Here is a 20,212-nt window from a genome sequence, read left to right as displayed (position 1 = left end):
AGGTTAGGGGTTCGACTCCTCTCGGGCGCGCCATTAACGGGAAGTGGCTCAGCTTGGTAGAGCACCTGGTTTGGGACCAGGGGGTCGCAGGTTCAAATCCTGTCTTCCCGATACTTAAAAAACATGGGGCCTTAGCTCAGCTGGGAGAGCGCCTGCCTTGCACGCAGGAGGTCAGCGGTTCGATCCCGCTAGGCTCCACTTTATATGATTTTTATGGCGGTGTAGCTCAGCTGGCTAGAGCGTACGGTTCATACCCGTGAGGTCGGGGGTTCGATCCCCTCCGCCGCTACCATAAAGGACCTTTAGCTCAGCTGGTTAGAGCAGACGGCTCATAACCGTCCGGTCGTAGGTTCGAGTCCTACAAGGTCCACCATTTAAAGTAAATTATATGGAGGTATACCCAAGTCTGGCTGAAGGGATCGGTCTTGAAAACCGACAGGCGGCGAGAGTCGCGCGGGGGTTCGAATCCCTCTACCTCCTCCATTTTAATATCATATATCATCGCGGGGTGGAGCAGTCTGGTAGCTCGTCGGGCTCATAACCCGAAGGTCGCAGGTTCAAATCCTGTCCCCGCAACCAAGGTCCCGTGGTGTAGTGGTTAACATGCCTGCCTGTCACGCAGGAGATCGCCGGTTCGACCCCGGTCGGGACCGCCATTATATAAAGGCTCGGTAGCTCAGTCGGTAGAGCAGAGGACTGAAAATCCTCGTGTCGGCGGTTCGATTCCGTCCCGAGCCACCATTTTGAAATAGCAAGCCGGCTTAGCTCAATTGGTAGAGCAACTGACTTGTAATCAGTAGGTTGGGGGTTCAAGTCCTCTAGCCGGCACCATTTTCAAAATGAGCCATTAGCTCAGTTGGTAGAGCATCTGACTTTTAATCAGAGGGTCGAAGGTTCGAGTCCTTCATGGCTCACCATTTACAATTTTATGCGGGTGTAGTTTAGTGGTAAAACAAGAGCCTTCCAAGCTCTGGTCGAGAGTTCGATTCTCTTCACCCGCTTTTTCTTCTGTGGGCCTATAGCTCAGCTGGTTAGAGCGCACGCCTGATAAGCGTGAGGTCGATGGTTCGAGTCCATTTAGGCCCACCATTATTCCGCAGTAGCTCAGTGGTAGAGCTATCGGCTGTTAACCGATCGGTCGTAGGTTCGAGTCCTACCTGCGGAGCCATTATATAGAGAAGTACCCAAGAGGCTCAAGGGGCTCCCCTGCTAAGGGAGTAGGTCGCTAACGCGGCGCGAGGGTTCGAATCCCTTCTTCTCTGCCAGAAATTTGGCCCGTTGGTCAAGTGGTTAAGACACCGCCCTTTCACGGCGGTAACACGGGTTCGAATCCCGTACGGGTCATATTTAAAGAGATAGCATAATTGCTATCTCTTTTTTCATGTTTCTGAAATGCCATTAGCGACCAGTAGTAAAAATATAATAATGGATAATAGCATAAAACATATACTATTTAATATAATACTGAAGATCATGATGCTAAGTTTTTTGCTTTTAACTCCTAAGATGAAAGCGATAATAAATCCAGCATCGATTATAGAAAATAAAATAATTAAAGTCCATAAATTCACATTTCGTACTAATCTTGTTGTGGAAAATATTAGAAATGCAGCGGTGATTAAAGAAATACTCCAAAGAATAGGAATGGCTATTTTTTTGCTCTCTCGCGAATCCCTCATTATTTCACCTCATTTTTATTATATCAGATCTAATATGGAAGAAAGTGCAGTTTCTTTTTTGTTTGTAGATGATTGAGAAGAAATGGAATATAAAGTGGGTGTTCCATAAAAAACATAAGCCTTCGTTTCCATGTCATAGTAGAGGAAGGTATCGAGATATTGCAAGCAAATAGAAAAAGAAGTATATGTATATACTAATTGGTTTTTTACAATTAACAGGAAGATTGAAAAATGAAATTGATTTCATAGGTAATAGTATAATTTTCTACTATGTGTGAAAAAGTTCACAAATAGGTCATAATTTGTGAATAATTTCACAAATACTTATGCTACAATATGAGTGTAAGGAAGTTAAACAACATTAAATTAGTACTTTAATTAATTAGTTAAACAACAATAATAAATGTTAATCATAGAGAGGGGAATTCACAATGAAAAAAGGTATTAATCGTGTAGTATTAGTAGGAACAGGAGCTGTAGGTTGTAGTTACGCTTATTCCATGATTAACCAAGGTGTAGCTGAAGAATTCGTACTTGTAGATGTGAATGAAGCAAAGGCAGAAGGAGAAGCGATGGACTTAAGCCATGCGGTACCATTTGCTCCATCACCAACAAAGGTTTGGAAAGGTAGCTATGAAGATTGTAAGGATGCTGACATTGTTTGTATCACAGCTGGATTACCACAAAAACCAGGTGAAACTCGTTTAGATTTAGTGGAGAAAAATGCAAAAATCTTTAAGCAGATCGTTCGTAGTATTATGGATACTGGTTTTGATGGTATTTTCTTAATCGCAACTAACCCAGTTGATATTTTAACTTATGTAACTTGGAAAGAATCTGGATTACCAAAAGAGCGTGTAATTGGTTCTGGTACAACTCTTGACTCTGCTCGTTTCCGCTACATGTTAGGCGATTACTTCGATGTGGACCCACGCAATGTTCATGCATATATCATTGGGGAACATGGTGATACTGAACTTCCAGTTTGGAGCCATGCGACAGTAGGCGTTCAAAAGATTAAAAAAATTATGGCTGATAACAAAGAGAAATATTGCCAAAAAGATTTAGAAGATATCTTTGTCAATGTTCGTGATGCTGCTTATCATATCATCGAGCGTAAAGGCGCAACTTACTACGGAATCGGTATGTCACTACTTCGTGTAACGAAAGCAATTTTAAACAACGAGAACAGCGTATTAACTGTATCTGCATATCTTGAAGGCCAATACGGTGAGAAAGATGCTTATGTAGGTGTTCCAGCTATTATTAATCGTCAAGGTGTACGTGAAATTGTTGAGCTTGAGCTGAATGAAGAAGAAAAAGCAAAATTCGCTCATTCTGTAAAAGTATTAAAAGAAACAATGGCACCAGTATTATAAGATAGTTCATAAATGATTTAGAAGCGGGAACTGCTTCCTGCTTCTAAATTTTCATATAAATTCCTTTTCTAGTTCTCATTGTATATCCCCAAAATATACCCCCTTTTTGCTGGAGAAGGATGAAAAAGAGTCCGTCCAAAAGTATAACTTTTGGGCGGACTCTTTTTTGAGTGGTAGCCAAGTAACGAAAATTGTTGAAATTGCCGATATATCATGGTCATTTTTTCTTAAAACGCTTTCAGTGAATGTTCGTCAAATTTCGATATACTTCCTTATAAGGTGATATTTTTTCTCTCAATTATTATGAAAAAACGGATATTTATTTCAAAAGGAACAAGGATATTTCAGTTATGTAGCGAATGTTGAAGGTATTGAAAAATTCTGTCATCTTCGTGAGGTGAACATATTGCGTGTTATATATTGTTTAGAAGAAAGTTTCGAACAATTTCATACAGAGAAAAGTTATGAGAGTTATAAAATATTTGGAGCACATCTCGCAGCAGAAAATGGAGTGCAAGGTGTACGTTTTACTGTATGGGCTCCTCATGCTAAAAATGTAAGTGTTGTTGGAGATTTTAATGAATGGAATGAAAAGCAACATGGAATGCAAAAAGTGACAGAAGCGGGGATTTGGTCGCTATTTATTCCTCAAATAGAAGAAAAAGAAATATATAAATATGCTATTGAGACCGTCAATAGTGAAGTGATTCTGAAAGCAGATCCCTATGCAACATATGCAGAAGTAAGACCAAATACGGCATCTGTTATTTTTGATATAGAGGGATACGAATGGAATGATAAAAATTGGTTTCGTAAAAAGAAAAAAAAATCAATTTATAAAGAAGCAATGGCAATTTATGAATTGCATTTTGGATCATGGAAAAAGAAAGAAGATGGTTCTTTATACTCATATCGTGAAATGGCAGAGGAATTGATTCCTTATATGGTAAATCATCATTTTACTCATATTGAGATTATGCCGCTTGTTGAACATCCGTATGATCGGTCATGGGGATATCAAGGGACGGGATACTATGCAGTGACAAGTCGTTTTGGCATGCCGCATGATTTTATGTATTTTGTCGATGAATGTCATAAATATGGAATCGGTGTCATTTTAGATTGGGTACCGGGACATTTTTGCAAAGATGCTCATGGCTTATATTTATTCGATGGGAGACCAACCTATGAATATAGAGATTTAGACGTACAAGAAAATCGTGTTTGGGGAACGGTAAACTTTGATTTAGGAAAGCGAGAGGTAAGGAATTTTTTAATTTCAAATGCACTATTTTGGATGAAATATTATCATATCGATGGTTTTCGTGTTGATGCAGTTGCGAATATGCTGTATTGGGAGAAAGAGGGAAAAACACAGAGTAATGAATATGCAGTTTCTTTTTTGCGTGAATTAAATGAAGCAATATTTGCAGAAGATGGAGAATTTCTTATGACTGCTGAAGATTCAACAGCTTGGCCCCTTGTAACTGCTCCAACTTATGAAGGGGGATTAGGATTTAATTATAAGTGGAATATGGGTTGGATGAATGATGTTTTGAAATATATGGAGTGTGCCCCAGAGTATCGAAAATATATTCATGAAAAAATGACATTTTCTTTATTATATGCTTACTCAGAAAATTTTATTTTACCTCTTTCGCATGATGAGGTCGTTCATGGAAAGAAATCATTGTTGAACAAAATGCCAGGGAACTATTGGGAGAAGTTTGCACAGCTTCGCTTATTATATGGATATTTTTTTACACATCCAGGAAAGAAATTATTGTTTATGGGAGGCGAATTTGGTCAATTTGATGAGTGGAAAGATCTTGAAGATTTAGATTGGAATTTACATGAATTTGAAATGCATCGTAATATGCATGATTACTTTAAAGAACTCATAGCATTGTATAAGCGTTCTAAACCACTTTGGCAGCTCGATTATTCCCGTGAAGGCTTCCAATGGATTGATGCTGATAATAAAGAGCAAAGTATTTTCTCGTTTATTCGGAAAGGAGATAGAGAAGATGATGTTCTAATTGTGATATGTAATTTTACTAACATTGTGTATGAAAAGTATAAGGTTGGCGTACCAGAGTTTCAATATTATAACGAGATTTTAAATAGTGATGCGATAGCATACGGTGGTTCAGGAAGAATAAACAAAAAGCGTTTAAAAAGCATTTCAGAGCCATATCATAATCAAACTGCTCATGTAGAAATTACCATTCCACCATTTGGCGTATCCGTTTTAAGACCAGTGAAAACGAGAAAGGGGAGCAAAAAACAAGATGGTAAAAAAGCAGAATTGCGTAGCAATGCTACTAGCAGGAGGAAAAGGTAGTCGTTTAAGTGCATTAACAAAAAACTTAGCAAAGCCAGCTGTTCCTTTTGGTGGTAAGTACAGAATTATTGACTTTACATTAAGTAATTGCTCCAACTCTGGAATTGAAACAGTGGGGATTTTGACGCAATATCAACCATTAGAGCTACACAATTATATAGGGATTGGAAATGCATGGGACTTAGACCGAGTGAATGGCGGAGTAACGGTTTTGCCTCCGTACGCAGAATCATCTGGGGTGAAATGGTATACGGGCACAGCGAGTGCCATTTATCAAAATTTGAATTTCTTACGGCAATATAATCCTGAATATGTTTTGATTTTATCAGGGGATCATATTTATAAGATGGATTATAGCAAAATGCTAGATTACCATATTGCGAAAGAAGCGGATGTTTCGATTTCTGTTATTGAAGTGCCATGGGATGAAGCGAGTCGTTTCGGTATTATGAATACAAACGAGGAGATGGAAATTGTGGAGTTTGAAGAAAAACCACAATTTCCGAGAAGTAATTTAGCTTCAATGGGCATTTATATTTTTCATTGGGCCATTTTAAAAGAATATTTAGAGATGGACGCACGAAACCCGGACTCTAGTAATGATTTTGGAAAAGACGTACTGCCACTTTTATTGGAGGAAGGGAAAAAATTAATTGCGTATCCATTTCAAGGATATTGGAAGGATGTTGGTACAGTAAAGAGCCTATGGGAAGCAAATATGGACTTACTTCGTGATGAGTCTTTATTACAGTTAAATGATCATGAATGGCGCGTATATTCTGTTAACCCAAATGAACCACCGCAGTTCATTTCTGAGACAGCCGAAGTAGAAGAATCATTGATTAATGAAGGGTGTGTGATTGAGGGGATAGTGAGGCATTCTGTGCTTTTTCAAGGTGTAACAGTGGACGAAGGAAGCAAAGTAATCGATTCAGTTGTTATGCCTGGGGCTCATATCGGTAAAAATGTTGTCGTTGAAAAAGCAATTGTTGGGCCCGGTATGGTCATTGAAGATGGAGAGGTGATTCGATCAGAGAAAAATATCGATGATGTTGTATTGATTGCAGAAGGAATATAGATAAGGGGGATGAGATGGATGGGAGAAACAATGTTAGGAATTATTAATGCAACAGGAAGCTTTCCTTCTTTAAGGAACGTGACAGGGCATCGTTCGCTTGCAGCATTACCGTTTGGAGGACGTTATCGTCTGATTGATTTTATGCTTTCTAATATGGTTAATTCCCATATCCATAGTGTAGCAATTTTTACAAGTCATAAAAATCGTTCCTTAATGGATCATCTCGGATCAGGGAAACAATGGGATTTAGATAGAAAACGTGACGGCTTATTTTTATTTCCCCCGAATTGCCAATGTGATCAAGAGGAATTTGGATCTTTTGCACATTTTCGGAGACATATTGATTATTTTTTACGCAGTAGACAAGAGTATGTGGTGATTACAAATAGTCATCTTGTTACGTCTTTCAATTTTCAAGCAGTGTTAGAGAGGCATATACATATAGGGGCAGATATTACTGAAGTATGCCACGAAGGTATTTCTTTGCAAACTTACGTGCTGAAGAAACAGCTATTAGTAGATTTATTTGAGACATATAAAGATAAAGAACATTATAGTTTATTTGATGTAGTGAAAGAGAAACGAGGAAAATCATTATATATCGCTACATATGAGCATACTGGGTATGTCGCGATAATTGATTCAATTGAAAGTTATTATAAACATAGTTTAGAAATTTTGCAGCCTGCTATTTGGAAACAATTATTCACAAAGGAAGCTCCAATTTTTACTAAGGTAAAAGATGAACCGCCAACACGTTATTTAAAGGGAGCGAAAGTGAAAAATACAATGATTGCAAATGGCAGCATGATTGAAGGAGAAATTGCGAATAGTGTCGTATTTCGTTCTGTAAAGATTGGAAAAGGTTCAATCATTCGTAATAGTATTATTATGCAAAAGAGTCAAATTGGAGATAACTGTATATTAGATGGAGTTATTATTGATAAGGATGTTAAAATCGAGGATGGTGTAGTACTGACAGGGGCGTCTGATTCTCCGCTTGTTGTAGAGAAGGGAGAAATAAGAAGTCAAACAATGAAGAGCTATTCGTAAATATTCTAGCAAGTAAATCCCTATGAAATAGGGATTTACTTGCTCATAAAGAATGGAATGAAAATGTGAAGGGAGGAAGCTGCTAGAAGGGCGGAATAAATATACGCATTTTGGCAGTGGATAATACGTGAATATTTTATTTGCAGTATCAGAATGTGTACCGTTTATTAAATCGGGAGGATTAGCAGATGTTGCAGGTGCGCTCCCAAAAGAATTAAAGAAGCTTGGAGTAAATGTTCGGATTATGCTTCCAAATTATAGTCTTATCCCTGCAAACTTACGAGAATCTTTCAAACTTCATAAAGTTATCAATGTGCCGCTTGGGTGGCGAAATCAATATTGCGGTATTTTAAAAGGGGAACAAGACGGGATTACGTATTATTTAATCGACAACGAATACTATTTTAAAAGAGATTCTCTCTATGGTCATTACGATGATGGAGAGCGGTTTTCTTTCTTTTCAAAAGCTGTATTAGAAAGTATTCCATATCTTGATTTTGAAGTGGATCTTATTCATAGTCATGATTGGCATACTGCGATGGTCAATTTTTTACTGCATGAAAAGTATAGAGATAACCCGTTATATGAAAAAATCAAAACAGTGTATACTATCCATAACTTACAATTCCAAGGGGTGTTTCCGCGGGAAGTGATCCACGATTTATTAGAGCTTGGTGATGAATATTTCAATAGTGAACAGCTAGAGTTTTATGGGAATATTAATTTTATGAAAGGCGGCATTATTGCAGCGGACCATATTACAGCAGTTAGTCCAACATATAAGGAAGAGATTCAATATGAATTTTTTGGTGAAAAGTTAGATGGTTTATTGCGTAAATACAATGATAAATTGAGTGGCATTGTAAATGGAATTGATATGAGTGTATATAATCCACGTCTAGATCCTTATATTACAGCCACCTATGATGTGGATACATTATATGCCAAACAGGAAAATAAATGGGCATTACAGCGTTATTTCGGTTTGCCAGAAAAAGAGGATACACCGATTATTTCAATGGTAACGCGGCTGACAAAGCAAAAAGGCCTTGATTTAGTACGCGCTGTTTTTCAAGAAATCATGGAAGAAGATGTGCAGTGCATTATTTTAGGATCAGGAGACTCAGAATATGAGCAATTTTTTGAGTGGATGGCGTATGAATATCCAGAAAAGGTAAAGGTGTACATCGGATTTAATGAAGAATTAGCACATCAAGTATATGCAGGCAGTGATTTATTTTTAATGCCTTCGTTATTCGAACCATGTGGGCTTGGACAACTTATTGCATTAGCATATGGTGTCATTCCAATTGTGCGGGAGACAGGGGGATTAAATGATACTGTAAAGTCGTATCATGTGGAGACGAAATCTGGGAATGGTTTCACGTTTACAAACTTTAACGCACATGACATGTTGTATACAGTGAGGCGTGCACTGAGGTATTACGAGGATCAAGCAGTATGGAATCAGCTTGTTAAGCAAGCGATGACGGAAGACCATAGTTGGAAAACATCAGCTCTTGCCTATAAGGATTTATATAATCGTTTGCTGAAACTTTCTTAGGTGGTGAAAACATGTTTACTCATGTAGAAAGCTTTAAGGCAGCTTTTTTAGAAAAACTAGAAACGATGTACGGAAAAAGTTTCAAAGATTCTACAAGTCGAGATCAATATCATACACTTGGTCACATGGTACGTGAGTATATGAATCAGCAATGGATTGCGACGAATGAAAAATATCGAGCAGCAAATCAAAAGCAAGTGTACTATTTGTCTATTGAATTTCTTTTGGGACGCTTACTTGGAAGTAATATGCTTAATCTAGGCATCCGTAATATATGTGAACAAGGACTTAAGGAACTTGGGATTTCATTAAAGGAGTTAGAAGAAAGTGAAGCAGATGCAGGGTTAGGAAATGGAGGATTAGGACGCCTTGCCGCTTGTTTTCTTGATTCATTAGCATCGTTAAATCTTCCAGGACATGGATGTGGCATCAGGTATAAGCATGGTTTATTTGATCAAAAAATTGTCGATGGTTACCAAGTGGAATTACCAGAACAATGGCTTCTTCATGAGAATGTATGGGAAGTAAGAAGGTATGATCAAGCAGTAGAAGTGAGTTATTTTGGACATGTAGAGCCGATAGAACAAAATGGTCGTCTCGAGTTTCGGCATACAGGTGCTGAAGTAATTATGGCTGTTCCTTATGATGTTCCGGTTGTAGGATATGAAACAGATACAGTAAATACACTGCGGCTTTGGAATGCAGAGCCAGTTCCGTTTCCGCAACATTGTAAAGATGTTTTAAAGTATAAGCGTGATACTGAGGTTGTCTCAGAATTTTTATATCCCGATGATACTCATGATGAGGGGAAAATATTGCGTTTGAAACAGCAATATTTTTTAGTATCCGCCAGCTTACAAAACATTATTCGCATGCATAGGGAACGCAATAGAACGCTGCAGAATTTACATGAAAAAATTGCAATTCATATTAATGACACGCATCCAGTTTTAGCAATTCCAGAGCTTATGCGTATACTGCTAGATGAGGAGAAGCTTTCTTGGGAAGAGGCATGGTATATTACAACGCATACTATTTCTTATACGAATCACACGACATTATCAGAGGCACTTGAGAAATGGCCTGTTCATATTTTTAAGCCACTATTACCACGGATTTATATGATTATTGAAGAAATTAATGAGCGTTTTTGTCACGAACTTTGGGAGCGATATCCATATGAATGGAAGCGGATTGAAGATATGGCGATTATTGCGCATGATCTTGTCAAGATGGCTCATTTAGCGATTGTCGGAAGTTATAGTATAAACGGTGTAGCTAAAATTCATACGGAAATTTTAAAAAGGCGTGAAATGCGTTTGTTTTATGAGTTTTACCCGGATAAGTTTAATAATAAGACAAATGGGATTACACATCGGCGCTGGCTTATGAAAGCAAATCCAGAGCTGACTACCCTTATTTCAGAAGCGATTGGAACAGGATGGAAAAAAGAACCGATTCGGTTAGAAGCATTACAAAGCTTTAAAAATAATACTGTTTTTCAAGAAAAATTACATGCAGTTAAGCAGCAGCGTAAAAATATTTTGGCAGAACGTATTCAAAATAAAATGGGGATTCCTGTTGATCCATATTCTATTTTTGATGTGCAAGTGAAACGATTACATGCATATAAAAGGCAGCTTTTAAACGTTTTACATATTTTATATCTATATAATCGTTTAAAGGAAGATTCTAGTTTTTCATTTTATCCGCGTACATTTATATTTGGAGCAAAAGCATCACCAGGTTATTACTATGCAAAAAAGATTATTAAATTAATAAATGAACTTGCTAGAAAAGTAAATGATGATCCTTATGTTAGTCGATATATGAAAGTTATTTTTCTAGAAAACTATCGAGTTTCCTTAGCAGAAGACATATTTCCAGCAGCAGATGTAAGTGAACAAATTTCTACGGCGAGTAAAGAAGCATCAGGAACAGGGAATATGAAGTTTATGATGAATGGTGCGATTACAATCGGAACGTTAGATGGTGCCAATATTGAGATAAGAGATCGTGTTGGTGATGAGGCGTGCTTTATTTTTGGGTTAACAGCAGAAGAGGTGCTTCATTATTACCAAAATGGTGGATATCGTGCGAACGATTATTATCATCATAACATGCATATTAAAAAGGTAGTCGATCAGTTAACAAATGGTTTCTTTGCAAAAGCTGGAGCAGAATTCGAAGTGATTTATGACTCTCTCATCATCCAAAATGATGAATATTTTGTTCTTCGTGATTTTAGCCCGTATGCTGAAAGACAAGAAGATGTTGGAAAAGCGTATGAAAATAGAAGAAAATGGCGTGAAATGTCGATTATGAATATTGCACAATCAGGGCATTTTGCAAGTGACCGTACCATTTTACAGTATAGTAAGGAGATTTGGGGAATAGGGGATAAAGTAACGCAATCATAAGAAGTATATGATACTTGTACTTTACTATTTGAGTACACTTTAATCGTTTGATTTGTTCTTATAAATGATAAATAAAACCAGCTTTAGAGTTACAAAGCTGGTTTTGTGTTGTTTACTATAGAATATAATATACCAGTACCACTATATTCCTCTGTAGCAAAATATGAGAATGTAAAGAAACCTGTAACAACAAAAATGACGATTAGAAAAAGTGCAAAGAAATATTTAACCATGCGTGATCCCCTCATCCAAAAGTAGTTACATATATTATTATAATATACTGAGCTATCATTTCCAATTATCACCTGGTTAAAAATGAGAAGTCAGACAAGTTTTGTATGTTGTAATAGAGTGGTTATTTGTAATGGATTTTGTATTTTTAGTAAATGTCATATTGTGATGAACGTGTGTATATTCCCAATCTTGTTCATTAAAATGTACTTTTCGTGGGGGAAGAAGAGGGACTACATCAAATAAATTTACGAATCGAAAGCTGCTAGCGACTTGTAATTTATAGTAGTTGCGAAAGGTCATATCACCAATTTTTGGTGAGGCAAAGCTATAGAGACCGTACTGGGAAAAAGCAGTGTTCATGCGTGCGTCTAATATGTGTAGTGTAGCAAGTGCTGCTCCTAGGCTATGCCCTGTAGCGAGAAGTTTTTTATGTGCCGGTAAGGAAACAAGCATATCCATAATCGTGTCGCGGCAAGATTCATAAGTAGTCAAGAAACCATGATGAACATGGCCACTATTTAGCGCATATGGATATGGTTTTTGATGGACAAGTGAGTCTGTAATCCAATCTGTTTCTGTTTGTGTCCCTCGGAATGCCACGATAATCGTATCTTCAGACTCTATTATAAAGCCGAACCATTCTGTCGTTTGAAGCGCTTTTGCTTGAATGCCTTGTACATATTGAAACCCGTCAGGTATTTTGAAAATCCCATTATATTTATATTGCTCATATGCTAGCTCACAGCAAGAGGCTAGCAATATAGCAGTATCTTTGTCGAAGGATAAAGGAGCTCGCATGTAAGAAGCCCTCCTTAAGAAGAAGTATAATTCAATATATGAGAGGGAGAAGGAAATCATTCTTTGCGTGCTTTAAGATAAAGTGAAACTTTCATCAGTAGGGTTTTCTTCGTCCCCACTGATTATCAGGCTGTTACTGCCTAAAATAGCGGGATAAAAACAAATGAAGCAATGTGTTGACTAATTAACAAATTTTTTGTTTCGCAGCTACTAAAAAAAATAGAAGAAGAGCCCGTCCAAAAGTTATACTTTTGGCGGGCTCTTATGTTTACTCTTTTCCATCTAAAAGTCGACCTAATCCACCTAAAACGCTACCTTCACCGCTGCTTTGAGCCGCAGGGCTTGCAATTCGTCCTGCTAAGCGGCTAAGTGTTAAAGATTGAATCCAAACTGTTCCTGGGCCTTCTAGCGTTGCGAAGAATAGACCTTCTCCACCAAATAGTGCTGTTTTTACGTTACCAACAAATTCAATATCATAATGAATATCTTTTGTCATTGCAACAAGGCAACCTGTATCAATACGTAATCTTTCACCAGGCTGTAACTCTCGCTTATAGATTGTACCCCCTGCATGCATGAAAGCTAGGCCATCACCTTCAAGTTTTTGCATGATGAAACCTTCGCCACCGAAGAAACCGCTTCCTAGTTTTTTTGTAAACTCAATTCCGATGGAAACGCCTTTCGCTGCACAAAGAAACGCATCTTTTTGACAAATTATTTTCCCTTGATATTCTGTTAAATCGACAGGGATGATTTTTCCGGGATATGGTGCAGCAAATGATACGTGACGCTTACCATGACCAGTATTGGTGAACACAGTTATGAACATGCTTTCACCTGTAATAAGACGTTTACCAGCGCTCATTAGTTTGTCGAATAGACCGTGAGAAGGGCCGGAACCATCACCGAAAATTGTTTCCATTTCAATGTGATCTTCCATCATCATCATTGCGCCAGCTTCTGCAATGACGCTTTCTTTTGGATCTAATTCAATTTCTACAAACTGCATATCATCGCCGTATAGTTTATACTCAATTTCATGAGCTCTCATTTTTTTCACCTCATATGTAATGGATAGTATTATTGTACAAAAAAATAAGTCGATAATAAAATGAATATTTTGTAAATTTATAGAAAATATACACTTGCACGGAGTAATCTGCTACGGAATGTATAAAAAAGTTTGAGAATGAAAGTGTTGTCATTTGACGTTTTCGGCATAGCGTGATATAGTGAAATCACTATTGAGCTACATAATGTGGTACGGAAATAAAGCACGTGGAATTCTAGCTTTACGCTTGTTATGCATTCATGTCCTTTATATCCACCTTTTCATGTGGATTCATAGTTTCATTTTTAATTAGGAGGTACATGAACATGCAAACTGGTAAAGTTAAATGGTTTAACAGCGAAAAAGGTTTCGGTTTTATCGAAGTTGAAGGTGGAGACGATGTATTCGTTCACTTCTCAGCGATCCAAGGCGAAGGCTTCAAAACTTTAGAAGAAGGTCAAGAAGTATCTTTCGAAATCGTTGAAGGTAACCGTGGACCACAAGCTGCTAACGTTACAAAAAACTAATTAGCTAGCGAAGAAAAGCATTCCGACTTTCGGAATGCTTTTTTAATTATTCTTTAGAGCTCGATTCATTAACAGATAATTCACCTTTAAAAGTACGCTCTTCAAAATCATCCAGCATCTGTTCATATTCTTCATGTTCTTCTGTCGCAAAAACTTGTGGGTTTTTTCCATATATATCCGTCCCGATAAAGTTTTCGAAATCCTCGACATATCCGACGTGTTCTTCGCCATTGATGTACATTTCATTATAGTTTTTGGAATCGCGTCTTTCTAAATCAGCAGGTGTTTCTGATGTTCCATAATTGGCGACATCTTGCCAAGCATCTTCCGCGTCGTATTGGACAGAACGATCTTTGTCGTGTCTACTAAATGACGGTTTTAGAATTTCTTCTTCAACTGGCCGCGTTCTTGTATTGAATTGATTTGTTGTGTGCTCGATGCATGTTGTGGCAGTAGGCATTGCTTCTAGCCTTTCAAGCGGAATAGATTCGCCCGAGACTTCGCAAATACCATATGTGCCTGCTTCGATTTTTTCTAGAGCATGATTTGTATCTTGGAGCTGTTTGTTCCAAAATTCAATGAGTCCAAAATCTTTTTCACGTTCATACAATTCTGTTGCCATATCCCCTGGATGATTATCATAAGCGGATAGTTCGCCAACTGATTCCCGCTCAGAAGCGCGATCTTCATTTTCATGATTTTGCAACGTCTGTTCTAATTCTTGTTTTTGCTTTTCTAATATGCCTCTAAAATGATTGATTTGTTGTGGAGTTAACATCGTATCCACCTTCCTACAATTCGGTTTCCTTATGTAGTATGAGCCTTGCATGTAGGAATTATGAGGTGGATTTTTATGTTGAAATTTGTCGGTTGGTCGATAAGTCGTGTCGAATCGCTGATAAGTTGCACCGAATCGCCGATAAGAGGAGTAGAATCGCTGATAAATGAAAAATGAGCCGCATAAGCAGCTCATTTTTTATAAGAAATATCCAAGTAGCAATCCGATTCCCATTAAGAAGCCGAAAATTGTATTTGTTTTCGCTGTTGCTACCATTGCCGGTACCATTTCCATTGGGATGCTCTTTCCAATAAAGCCTTTTGTTGCTTTAAATGCTTTCGGGGCACTTAAGAATACAATGAGCATCCATGGAGATACGATTCCAACGATGATCAGTGCAACTGTCCAAATGTAAGAAACGATAAACATTGAAGCGAGAACACCAATTGCTTTTTCACGTCCTACGATAATTGCTAAGGTGTTACGACCGTTTTCTTTATCTCCGTCTAAATCGCGAATATTGTTTGAAAGTAAAATAGCACCAATTAATATCGCATTTGGGATAGATAAGAGAACAACTTCTGATGTTACAGTTCCAGTTTGAATAAAGAATGAAATTCCAATAATAATAACGCCCATAAATAATCCAGCTGTTAATTCCCCAAATGGTGTGTACGCAATTGGAAGTGGGCCTCCTGTATAAAGGTAGGCAACAACCATACAAATAAGACCGATTGCAGCAAGCCACCAGCTAGAATTCATACAAATATAAACGCCTAATAGAATGGAAATACCAAAAAATCCAAAGGCTAAGTTCAATACCGTTTTTGGTTTAATACCGTCGCGGACAATTGCTCCGCCAATCCCAACTGAACCTTCATGATCCAATCCTCTTTTGTAATCAAAGTATTCATTAAACATGTTTGTTGCTGCTTGAATGAGAAGACAAGCAAGAAGCATGATAAAGAAAAGAGGAAGGTGTATTTGATTTATACCGCCGACTTGCATTGCATAAGCTGTTCCAATAAAAACAGGAACAAACGCAGCAGTTAATGTATGAGGACGTAATAAACTCCACCAAATGCGCCAACCTGTCTGTTTGTTTGGTTTTGGCGCCATAGGAGAGGAATTCGTTTCGACTTTCATTTCCATGTTGATTCCTCCTTGGTCACATAATGTACACACTTAAGTGTAGAAAAAAGCATCATATAGTGTCAACGTTTATTTTTTAGGAAGAGAAGACGAATTTCTCAGAAATGCTAATCGTTGACATGACTTTCGTTTGAGGTGTATCTTAAAATCAAGCGTATTTATGACTATTTTTCGCCCATAGGGGGGAGACTTTGTGATTCAAACGAAACAAAAAGACTTGCAAGAAGTACTCACTACAGCAATTGAAAAGAGTACAGATGAACAAACATTGGTTAGTTTTGTAAAACAAATAGATTGGATAGATCCGTTGCTGTTTTATGCGGCAGGAAAAAGGATTGCATCCGAGCATAGATGTTATTTTGCAGATCCAGCAGAGCGCGTTATATTTGCGGGGATTGGTTCTGTTTTCACTATAGCAAATTCTTCAAATGAACGCTTTCAAGATGCTCGTCAGCAGTGGAACAGAGTACAAGAGAAGGCGGTTATTCAAAGAGAAGCGTATGAATTTGGGACAGGTCCGCTTTTATTTGGCGGTTTTTCATTTGATCCAGAAAAGGAACAAACGGAACTTTGGAAGGAATTTAAAGATACAACATTTTCATTACCAGCCTTTTTATTAACAGTAAAAAATGAAAAAGCATGGCTTACGATAAATACTTTTGTTTCGGCTAAAGATTCTGCGGATAAGAAATATGAAGAAATTTCTTCTTTAGAGGAAAGAATTTTACAAGAAAGTGAATATTCGCTTGAAGAATCGCGATTAGTGGTTGCTTCTAAAGTGGAAGTAGACCCGCAAGGATGGATGCATGCCATTGAAAAAGTGCAAGAGGAAATGCGAAAAGGAAACGTACAGAAAGTTGTATTAGCGCGAGAACTTAAATTAGAAATGGACCAACAAATTGATTCTGCTCGCGTGCTAGAAGCACTTCGTATTGGGCAGCCGGATTGCTATGTATTTTCTTTTGATTATAAAGGAGCGTGCTTCTTAGGAGCGACACCGGAACGATTAATCCGTAAAGAAGGGAATCAGTTTACTTCTATGTGCCTTGCTGGATCAATCGGACAGGGGAGTTCTATAGAAGAGAGTGAAAAAAATGGCGAAATGCTCCTTCATGATGAAAAGAATTTAGTGGAGCATGGTTATGTAGTAAATATGATCCGCAGTGTATTACAGGAACATTGCGAAGTTGTTAATATTCCAGAGAGTCCAGGATTGTTAACAACGAAAAATTTAATTCATTTATATACGCCTGTTGAAGCGGAGGGGGATGCTTCCCTGTTAACATTGGTAGAAGAATTACATCCAACGCCAGCTCTTGGTGGCACACCTCGTCACGTAGCGATGAAATTAATTCGTGATGTCGAACTGTTAGATAGAGGATTGTACGGGGCACCAATCGGCTGGATGGATGAGCAAGGGAACGGAGAATTTGCAGTGGCATTGCGCTGTGGATTATTAAATGGTGAAAAGGCATCCTTATTTGCGGGCTGTGGCATTGTAATGGATTCTGTCCCACAGCTGGAATATGAAGAGACAAGTTTGAAGTTTAGACCGATGCTTGGTGCTTTGGAGGAATTGATGAAATGAATAATCATATAGAAGCATTATCATATTATTTAGGCGCGTTTGTTGACGAACTAGCGCGTCTAAATGTATGTGATGTTGTCATTAGTCCAGGTTCGCGATCAACACCGCTAGCCTTATTAATGGAGCAGCATGAACAAATAAAAACGTATTTACATGTAGATGAACGATCCGCTGCCTTTTTCGCGCTCGGTATGGCGAAAGCGAAAAAACAGCCTGTAGCGATATTATGTACGTCGGGAACAGCTGCAGCGAATTATTATCCAGCTGTTTGTGAAGCATATCATGCAAGAGTACCCTTACTCGTTTTAACTGCAGATAGACCGCATGAATTGAGAGGTGTAGGAGCACCGCAGGCAATGAATCAATTTAATTTATACGGTTCGTTTGTGAAACAATTTATGGAAATGGCACTTCCAGAGGCAAGAGAGCCAATGTATCAATATGTTCGCATGGCAGCTGGACGTGCTGTGGCAAGTGCATCTTTTGCACCAATGGGACCTGTCCATATGAATTTCCCACTTCGCGAACCTCTCATTCCAGACTTTTCGTTAGATGGATTGTGGGAACGAGGACGCGGAGAATATATGAATAGGGCTCAACAAGGAAGCATGACGCTAACGAGTGAATATATCCGTTCTCTGATCAAGCGCCTTTCACATATAGAAAAGGGGCTTATTGTTTGTGGAGACGATAGTCACCCAGAGCTTGTGGAAGTGATTGCGGAGTTTGCGGAGAAAACAGGATACCCAGTTTTAGCGGACCCACTTTCAAATCTTCGGACTGGAAGCCATGATCAAACAATGATTATCGATTGCTATGACACCTTTTTGCGCAATGAATTGTTAAAAGATACGTGGAAGCCAGATATCATCATCCGTTTTGGTGGTATGCCTGTATCAAAAGCATTAACGCAATATATAAAAAAACAAGAGACTGCTGTTCATATTATTGTAGATGAATCTGGAACTTGGCGAGACCCAGCTTTAATGGCAACAGAAGTTGTTTGTGCAAGCGATGTGGCATTTTGCAAAGCGATGACAGAACCTATGCAAAAACGAAAACAGAATGATTGGTTCAAAAAATGGAAACATATAAACGATAAAACAAAGGAAACACTTCGTGAAGTTGAAACATATGAAACTGCTTTTGAAGGAAAAGTGATTACAGATATTGTTCGTGTATTGCCAGAAGGTGCAACATTATTTGCAAGTAACAGTATGCCAATTCGTGATACCGATACATTTTTATTTACAAACGATAAAAAAATTCATGTGATGGCAAATCGTGGTGTAAATGGTATTGATGGAATTATTTCCACAGCATTAGGGGCAAGCACTGTTTGTGAACCGCTTGTATTAGTGATTGGTGACTTATCATTTTACCACGATTTAAATGGTCTTTTAGCAGCGAAATTACATGATTTAAATATAACTATTGTTGTTGTGAATAATGATGGTGGTGGCATTTTTTCATTTTTACCACAATATGAGTCAAAAGAGCATTTTGAATCGCTATTTGGAACACCGCTTGGCCTTGATTATGAGCATGTTGTAAAAATGTACGGTGGTTCATTTGTTCGCGTAAGTGGCTGGGAAGCATTTCGTGAGGAAGTACAAAAAGGAACAATAGAAAGAGGATTACATGTTGTGGAAATTTGTACGAATCGAGAAGAAAACTTACAGTTGCATCGTAAATTGTGGGCAAAATCTGCAATAGAAGTCAAAGACATGTTGCAAGGTGACGCGGAATGAAAGTAATGCTAGAAGGTGTGGCGTATGAATATGAAGTAGCTGGAAGTGGAGAGCCATTATTGCTCCTTCATGGTTTTACAGGAAGCATGGAAACGTGGCGTTCATTTCTTCCTTCATGGAGCAAACAATTTCAAGTGATTACTGTTGATATTGTAGGACATGGGAAAACGGAAAGCCCTGAACACCTAGTTCATTATGACATTCAAAATGTGGCGGTGCAGATGATAAAGTTGCTCGATCACTTGCAAATTGAAAAGGCACATATACTTGGATATTCAATGGGCGGAAGACTTGCCATTACAATGTCGTGTTTGTATCCGGAGCGCGTAAAATCGCTTATATTAGAAAACTGTACAGCTGGACTCGAAACAGAGGCGGATAGAAAAGCGCGCCGTATGAAGGATGAACAATTGGCAGAGAGAATTGAATTAGAAGGAATCGAAGCCTTTGTAAATCATTGGGAAAACATACCTTTATTTGAAACGCAAAAAATATTGCCACAATCTATAAAGCAGGCAGTAAGAAAAGAGCGGCTCTTAAATCATCCGAGGGGACTTGCGAATAGTTTAAGAGGTATGGGGACAGGCGCTCAGCCTTCTTGGTGGAATGAGCTGGTAGGACTGAAGATGCCTGTTCTGTTACTAAGTGGAGAGTATGACAAAAAGTTTCTTTTGATTTTAAAAAATATGCAAAAATGCATCCAAAACGCGAAATTTGTCAAAATTGATAAAGCAGGTCATGCAATTCATGTGGAACAACCGCAAAAGTTTGGTACAATAGTAGAGGGATTTCTAAAAACCATACAGTGATGCTTTC

At 38.1% G+C, this 20,212-nt stretch carries 16 protein-coding genes and 15 tRNA genes; 26 read left to right on the top strand and 5 right to left on the bottom strand.

The window, feature by feature from the left end; translation table 11 throughout:
- Positions 1-37 precede the first annotated feature (37 nt).
- The 22 genes from MR063_RS19430 to MR063_RS19325 all read left to right on the top strand — a co-directional run bounded on the left by MR063_RS19430 (position 38) and on the right by MR063_RS19325 (position 11,517).
- A tRNA-Pro gene (locus MR063_RS19430) sits at positions 38-111 on the top strand.
- A 14-nt stretch (positions 112-125) separates the two neighbouring features.
- Positions 126-198 (top strand) — tRNA-Ala (locus MR063_RS19425).
- Between the two features lie 17 nt (positions 199-215).
- Positions 216-292 (top strand) — tRNA-Met (locus MR063_RS19420).
- A gap of 4 nt (positions 293-296) precedes the next feature.
- Positions 297-373, top strand: a tRNA-Ile gene (locus tag MR063_RS19415).
- Between the two features lie 17 nt (positions 374-390).
- A tRNA-Ser gene (locus MR063_RS19410) sits at positions 391-483 on the top strand.
- Positions 484-502: 19 nt separating this feature from the next.
- Positions 503-579, top strand: a tRNA-Met gene (locus tag MR063_RS19405).
- Between the two features lies 1 nt (position 580).
- Positions 581-656: transfer RNA gene (locus MR063_RS19400), tRNA-Asp, on the top strand.
- Positions 657-665: 9 nt separating this feature from the next.
- Positions 666-741, top strand: a tRNA-Phe gene (locus MR063_RS19395).
- A gap of 14 nt (positions 742-755) precedes the next feature.
- A tRNA-Thr gene (locus tag MR063_RS19390) sits at positions 756-831 on the top strand.
- Between the two features lie 10 nt (positions 832-841).
- A tRNA-Lys gene (locus MR063_RS19385) sits at positions 842-917 on the top strand.
- Between the two features lie 13 nt (positions 918-930).
- Positions 931-1,001, top strand: a tRNA-Gly gene (locus tag MR063_RS19380).
- Positions 1,002-1,012: 11 nt separating this feature from the next.
- Positions 1,013-1,089, top strand: a tRNA-Ile gene (locus MR063_RS19375).
- A gap of 4 nt (positions 1,090-1,093) precedes the next feature.
- A tRNA-Asn gene (locus tag MR063_RS19370) sits at positions 1,094-1,168 on the top strand.
- Positions 1,169-1,174: 6 nt separating this feature from the next.
- Positions 1,175-1,265, top strand: a tRNA-Ser gene (locus tag MR063_RS19365).
- A gap of 7 nt (positions 1,266-1,272) precedes the next feature.
- Positions 1,273-1,344 (top strand) — tRNA-Glu (locus tag MR063_RS19360).
- A gap of 162 nt (positions 1,345-1,506) precedes the next feature.
- A complete protein-coding gene (locus MR063_RS19355) occupies positions 1,507-1,755 on the top strand; it encodes a hypothetical protein (RefSeq protein WP_242200867.1) in 249 nt (82 codons plus the stop codon).
- A gap of 355 nt (positions 1,756-2,110) precedes the next feature.
- Positions 2,111-3,058: an L-lactate dehydrogenase gene (locus MR063_RS19350; RefSeq protein ID WP_242144290.1), complete on the top strand. Its 948-nt coding sequence runs from the start codon at positions 2,111-2,113 to the stop codon at positions 3,056-3,058.
- Between the two features lie 406 nt (positions 3,059-3,464).
- A complete protein-coding gene (gene glgB, locus MR063_RS19345) occupies positions 3,465-5,402 on the top strand; it encodes a 1,4-alpha-glucan branching protein GlgB (protein ID WP_242200864.1) in 1,938 nt (645 codons plus the stop codon).
- Positions 5,350-6,480, top strand: a complete 1,131-nt coding sequence (locus tag MR063_RS19340; protein WP_242200862.1) for a glucose-1-phosphate adenylyltransferase — start codon at positions 5,350-5,352, stop codon at positions 6,478-6,480. The genes glgB and MR063_RS19340 overlap by 53 nt, the downstream gene beginning before the upstream one ends.
- A gap of 18 nt (positions 6,481-6,498) precedes the next feature.
- The gene (locus tag MR063_RS19335) at positions 6,499-7,533 is read left to right on the top strand and encodes a GlgC family sugar phosphate nucleotidyltransferase (protein ID WP_242200860.1); all 1,035 of its coding nucleotides are present in this window, start codon (positions 6,499-6,501) and stop codon (positions 7,531-7,533) included.
- A 127-nt stretch (positions 7,534-7,660) separates the two neighbouring features.
- Complete coding sequence (glgA, locus tag MR063_RS19330; RefSeq protein WP_242200859.1) at positions 7,661-9,097, top strand: glycogen synthase GlgA; 1,437 nt, start codon at positions 7,661-7,663, stop codon at positions 9,095-9,097.
- 11 nt (positions 9,098-9,108) lie between these two features.
- A complete protein-coding gene (locus MR063_RS19325; RefSeq protein WP_242200858.1) occupies positions 9,109-11,517 on the top strand; it encodes a glycogen/starch/alpha-glucan phosphorylase in 2,409 nt (802 codons plus the stop codon).
- An 89-nt stretch (positions 11,518-11,606) separates the two neighbouring features.
- Here MR063_RS19325 and MR063_RS19320 read toward each other — a convergent pair whose 3' ends face one another.
- The 3 genes from MR063_RS19320 to MR063_RS19310 all read right to left on the bottom strand — a co-directional run bounded on the left by MR063_RS19320 (position 11,607) and on the right by MR063_RS19310 (position 13,600).
- The gene (locus tag MR063_RS19320) at positions 11,607-11,750 is read right to left on the bottom strand and encodes a hypothetical protein (protein WP_242144284.1); all 144 of its coding nucleotides are present in this window, start codon (positions 11,748-11,750) and stop codon (positions 11,607-11,609) included.
- Between the two features lie 76 nt (positions 11,751-11,826).
- Positions 11,827-12,549: a lipase family protein gene (locus tag MR063_RS19315; protein ID WP_242144283.1), complete on the bottom strand. Its 723-nt coding sequence runs from the start codon at positions 12,547-12,549 to the stop codon at positions 11,827-11,829.
- Between the two features lie 268 nt (positions 12,550-12,817).
- The gene (locus tag MR063_RS19310; protein WP_242200857.1) at positions 12,818-13,600 is read right to left on the bottom strand and encodes a TIGR00266 family protein; all 783 of its coding nucleotides are present in this window, start codon (positions 13,598-13,600) and stop codon (positions 12,818-12,820) included.
- Positions 13,601-13,926: 326 nt separating this feature from the next.
- Between MR063_RS19310 and cspD the strand changes: the two genes are divergently transcribed.
- Complete coding sequence (cspD, locus tag MR063_RS19305) at positions 13,927-14,127, top strand: cold-shock protein CspD (protein WP_242144281.1); 201 nt, start codon at positions 13,927-13,929, stop codon at positions 14,125-14,127.
- 46 nt (positions 14,128-14,173) lie between these two features.
- Here cspD and MR063_RS19300 read toward each other — a convergent pair whose 3' ends face one another.
- Positions 14,174-14,905: a yteA family sporulation protein gene (locus MR063_RS19300; RefSeq protein ID WP_242144280.1), complete on the bottom strand. Its 732-nt coding sequence runs from the start codon at positions 14,903-14,905 to the stop codon at positions 14,174-14,176.
- A gap of 198 nt (positions 14,906-15,103) precedes the next feature.
- Positions 15,104-16,057 (bottom strand): 1,4-dihydroxy-2-naphthoate polyprenyltransferase, encoded by a 954-nt coding sequence (locus tag MR063_RS19295; RefSeq protein ID WP_242200856.1) that lies wholly within the window; start codon positions 16,055-16,057, stop codon positions 15,104-15,106.
- Between the two features lie 193 nt (positions 16,058-16,250).
- Here MR063_RS19295 and MR063_RS19290 point away from each other — a divergent pair, with 193 nt between their 5' ends.
- From MR063_RS19290 to menH, 3 genes are read left to right on the top strand one after another with little or no spacing between them, the layout of a single operon-like run.
- Positions 16,251-17,645, top strand: coding sequence for an isochorismate synthase (locus tag MR063_RS19290; protein ID WP_242200855.1), 1,395 nt, complete (start codon positions 16,251-16,253; stop codon positions 17,643-17,645).
- The gene (menD, locus tag MR063_RS19285; protein WP_242200854.1) at positions 17,642-19,396 is read left to right on the top strand and encodes a 2-succinyl-5-enolpyruvyl-6-hydroxy-3-cyclohexene-1-carboxylic-acid synthase; all 1,755 of its coding nucleotides are present in this window, start codon (positions 17,642-17,644) and stop codon (positions 19,394-19,396) included. Before MR063_RS19290 ends, menD begins: the two co-directional genes overlap by 4 nt.
- Positions 19,393-20,205, top strand: a complete 813-nt coding sequence (gene menH / locus MR063_RS19280; RefSeq protein ID WP_242200853.1) for a 2-succinyl-6-hydroxy-2,4-cyclohexadiene-1-carboxylate synthase — start codon at positions 19,393-19,395, stop codon at positions 20,203-20,205. Before menD ends, menH begins: the two co-directional genes overlap by 4 nt.
- Positions 20,206-20,212: the final 7 nt, after the last annotated feature.

The organism is Bacillus cereus group sp. BfR-BA-01492, assembly GCF_022662815.1.
Taxonomy (GTDB): Bacteria; Bacillota; Bacilli; order Bacillales; family Bacillaceae_G; genus Bacillus_A; species Bacillus_A cereus_BD.
Note: the sequence above shows the minus strand (reverse complement) of the source record. Positions and strands in the feature narration are given on the sequence as shown.